At 63.1% G+C, this 3,038-nt stretch carries 3 protein-coding genes, 1 tRNA gene and 1 pseudogene; 2 read left to right on the top strand and 3 right to left on the bottom strand.

Translation table 11 applies throughout. From position 1 onward, the window contains the following. Positions 1–364: 364 nt before the first annotated feature. A tRNA-Ile gene (locus tag EN914_RS30050) sits at positions 365–440 on the bottom strand. 134 nt (positions 441–574) lie between these two features. Between EN914_RS30050 and EN914_RS30045 the strand changes: the two genes are divergently transcribed. Further along, complete coding sequence (locus EN914_RS30045) at positions 575–1,288, top strand: SIMPL domain-containing protein (protein ID WP_013530175.1); 714 nt, start codon at positions 575–577, stop codon at positions 1,286–1,288. Positions 1,289–1,499: 211 nt separating this feature from the next. Here the strand turns inward: EN914_RS30045 and EN914_RS30040 are convergent, their stop codons facing one another. Beyond that, complete coding sequence (locus EN914_RS30040; protein ID WP_013530174.1) at positions 1,500–1,856, bottom strand: hypothetical protein; 357 nt, start codon at positions 1,854–1,856, stop codon at positions 1,500–1,502. Between the two features lie 256 nt (positions 1,857–2,112). Next, positions 2,113–2,559 (bottom strand): YcgN family cysteine cluster protein, encoded by a 447-nt coding sequence (locus tag EN914_RS30035; protein WP_013530173.1) that lies wholly within the window; start codon positions 2,557–2,559, stop codon positions 2,113–2,115. Positions 2,560–2,756: 197 nt separating this feature from the next. On the opposite strand from EN914_RS30035, the pseudogene EN914_RS30030 reads away from it, so the two are divergent. After that, a pseudogene (locus EN914_RS30030) lies at positions 2,757–3,038 on the top strand (flagellar motor protein MotB); the annotation flags it as partial.

Raw genomic sequence — 3,038 nt, 5'->3', positions numbered from 1 at the left:
GCCTCCTGCCCTTCGCGCTCCTCGCTCCGAAAATTGCGGCCAACATCGTTGCAGGTGATCAACCTGTTGAACTGACGGCGCACCGGCTGTCCCGATTGTCGGACCTCCCCCTTGCCTGGGCTGACCAGGCTTCACTCCTCGGCTTCTAACCATCCGGCGAGCATCTCGCTGATCAGTCGACCATCACTTCGGCAAACACTTGGCTACGGAATTCGCTCGACAGAGACGGACGACCAAAAGTCAGGTGTTTTGGGCGCTAACTGCGTCGTCTCAGCCAAGTGTTGCCCACTGCATGGCGCTAACCCACGGAAATGTCGGAGCTATTCCGAGACGGTCGAAAACCCCGGAAATCGGGTGGACTGGATGGTGGGCCCGGAGGGACTCGAACCCCCAACCAAGCGGTTATGAGCCGCCGGCTCTAACCATTGAGCTACAGGCCCCACGCGGGCTGGATTAATGTTTTTCGCATCGCGGCACAAGGCTTTCCCGACGGGCTTCCCCAGATCGCCCAAATCAACCCATAATCGCGCTCTACGCGACGTCTGCGACTTGATCGCAGACCAAGGAGATTTTCATGACCAGACATCTTTTGCCTCTCGCGCTCGCCGCTGCAATCGCTTTTCCGGCGATGGCTGGAGCCACCGATCTGCCGACGCCGCCCCGCATCATCGTGTCGGGCGAAGGCGAAGCAACCGTGGCCCCCGATCTGGCGGTCCTGACGCTGAGCGTCATGCGCGAGGCCAAGACCGCGCGCGCCGCGCTCGACGCCAACAATGACGCCATGGCCGCCGTGATCGCGGCGATGAAGTCCGCCGGCATCAAGGACCGGGACCTGCAGACCGCCGGCATCCAGATCAACCCGCGCTACAACTACACCAACAAGCCGGACGGCAGCCAGGAAGCCGAACTCGTCGCCTATCAGGTGACCAACACGCTTTCGGTGCGGGTGCGCGATGTCGACAAGACCGGCGAGATCCTCGACAAGGCGGTGTCGCTCGGCGTCAACCAGGGTGGCGGCATCGCCTTCACCAATGACAACCCGGCAGCCACGGTCACCGAGGCGCGCAAGAAGGCGGTCGCCAACGCCATGGCCAAGGCCAAGACGCTGGCCGAGGCCGCAGGCGCCAGCCTCGGCCGGGTGCTCGAGATATCAGATCAGAACATTGCGCCGGCGCCGATGCCGATCAACGCCAAGGCCTTCGATGCCGCGGCGGGTGGCGCGGCTCCCGTGCAGGCCGGCGAGAATTCCTACAATGTCCAGGTGACCGTCACCTTCGAACTGAAGTAAGCGGCTCTGAGGATCCGTGGCTGGGTCTTGCCCAGCCACCGATGCATCACCAGCCAATAGCACGCATAAAAACCCCCGCGGGATTGCTCCCGCGGGGTTTTTCGAGCCACACCCTTCAACCGGAAAGGGGCTCCGCTAGTCCCAGCTGATCTTGCTAAAGATCATGCTGCCAGGCTGACCCTCAAAGAGGGTCGGCCTTAATTGTCGAACCTCAGCGATAGATAACCGGGCAGCCGCGCTCATTGGCGAACACCACCACGACACGGTCGCCGTCCTGGCGGCCCGCCACCTTCACCGTACGACGGTTGACGTCGACGATGCGGACACGGTGGAGACCCATGCGTTCGGCCTTGTCGAGGGCGCGGTCCGGCGAGCAGCCACGGCGCCAGTCGCCGCGGCGTTCATCACGGCGATGGCGATAACCGTCGTCACCGGTATAGACGCCGAAACGCGGGTCGTTGTTGTTGCCGAAGCCGAGATAGAGGCTGTCGGCGTGGGCGGGAACGGCCGCCAGCGTGCCGAGACCGACCAGGGCCGAAAGGGCTGCCGTCTTGATCGTGTTGAACATCGTCTTCTCTCCTTTTTGCGGGCCTTCGCCCGTCCTCGTGAACCGATGGGGGGAGAATGCGCTTGCCTGTCTGAACTCTTTACGAACCTGCCGTTCATCTCCGGTTCATATGGCGGGAAGAAGGAAGTTCCGGCCATTCGCCATCCTCCCCAGCCCTTGGTGAAGGCCGGAATGCCTGACTCGGCGCCCGATTCCGACCCCCCGCGGATTGGCCAAATGCCTTCGAACGTAGGGCTGTTGCTCGCCGCGGCTGGTCCTACGGCTCCTCGTCCAGCACATAGTCAAAATAGTCTTCCGGCTCGGCAAGATCGGTTTCACTCGCCTTGACCCGGCCGCGCATCGAGATGCCGGCTTCATGCACGGTCTCGGCGCTGCCAGACACCAGCCGGTGCCACCAGTAGAGGTCGCGGCCCTCGGCAACCAGCCGATAGGCACAGGTACTGGGCAGCCAACTGATGGTTCGCACATTCTGCGGCGTCAGCCCGACGCAGTCGGGAACGCGCGCCAGCCGGTTGGCGTAGTCCGAACAGCGGCAGGTCTCGGCGTCGAACAGCCGACAGCCGACGCTGGTCCAGTAGATCTCGCCGGTGTCCTCGTCCTCAAGCTTTGACAGGCAGCATTTACCGCAGCCGTCGCACAGCGATTCCCACTCGGCCGGGCTCATCGCCTCCAGCGCCTTGGTTTTCCAGAATGGCGTTTCCATTTCCCGGATGTGGCCCCGGCCGCGGGCAAGGTCAAGCGCGGCAATGGTCGCAATTGCGGCTATCGCTAGGTGAATGACATGAAGTTGCCTTCAAAAGGTCGGTCAATCGCCCCGTACGGCCTCTATCCGTGCCAGACTGGAACCAATCGGCACAAGATCGGTTTCGGCAAGGATGGGACCCCACAAGGAGAATTTCGATGAAACGCCAACCACGGATTCTGGCAGGCACCGCACTTGGCCTGTTGATGGCATCCGCGCCGTTGGGCGCGTTCCCGCTTCAGGGAAGTGTCGCGTCCGGTCTTGCCCAGCGCACGGCAACCCCATTCATCCTGGCGCAAGCAGCATGCGCCGAGGGCGAATCGGCCGAGGCCTGCGCGCAGAAGCAGCAGGCGGAACCCGAACAGAAACACGAGCGCAAGAAGGCCGAGCCTGAACAGCAGGCCGCGCCTGCCCAGAGCGAGCAGCCCGCCGAGGAGCAG

Source organism: Mesorhizobium sp. M7A.F.Ca.CA.001.08.2.1, from assembly GCF_003998455.1.
GTDB lineage: Bacteria > Pseudomonadota > Alphaproteobacteria > Rhizobiales > Rhizobiaceae > Mesorhizobium > Mesorhizobium ciceri.
Note: the sequence above shows the minus strand (reverse complement) of the source record. Positions and strands in the feature narration are given on the sequence as shown.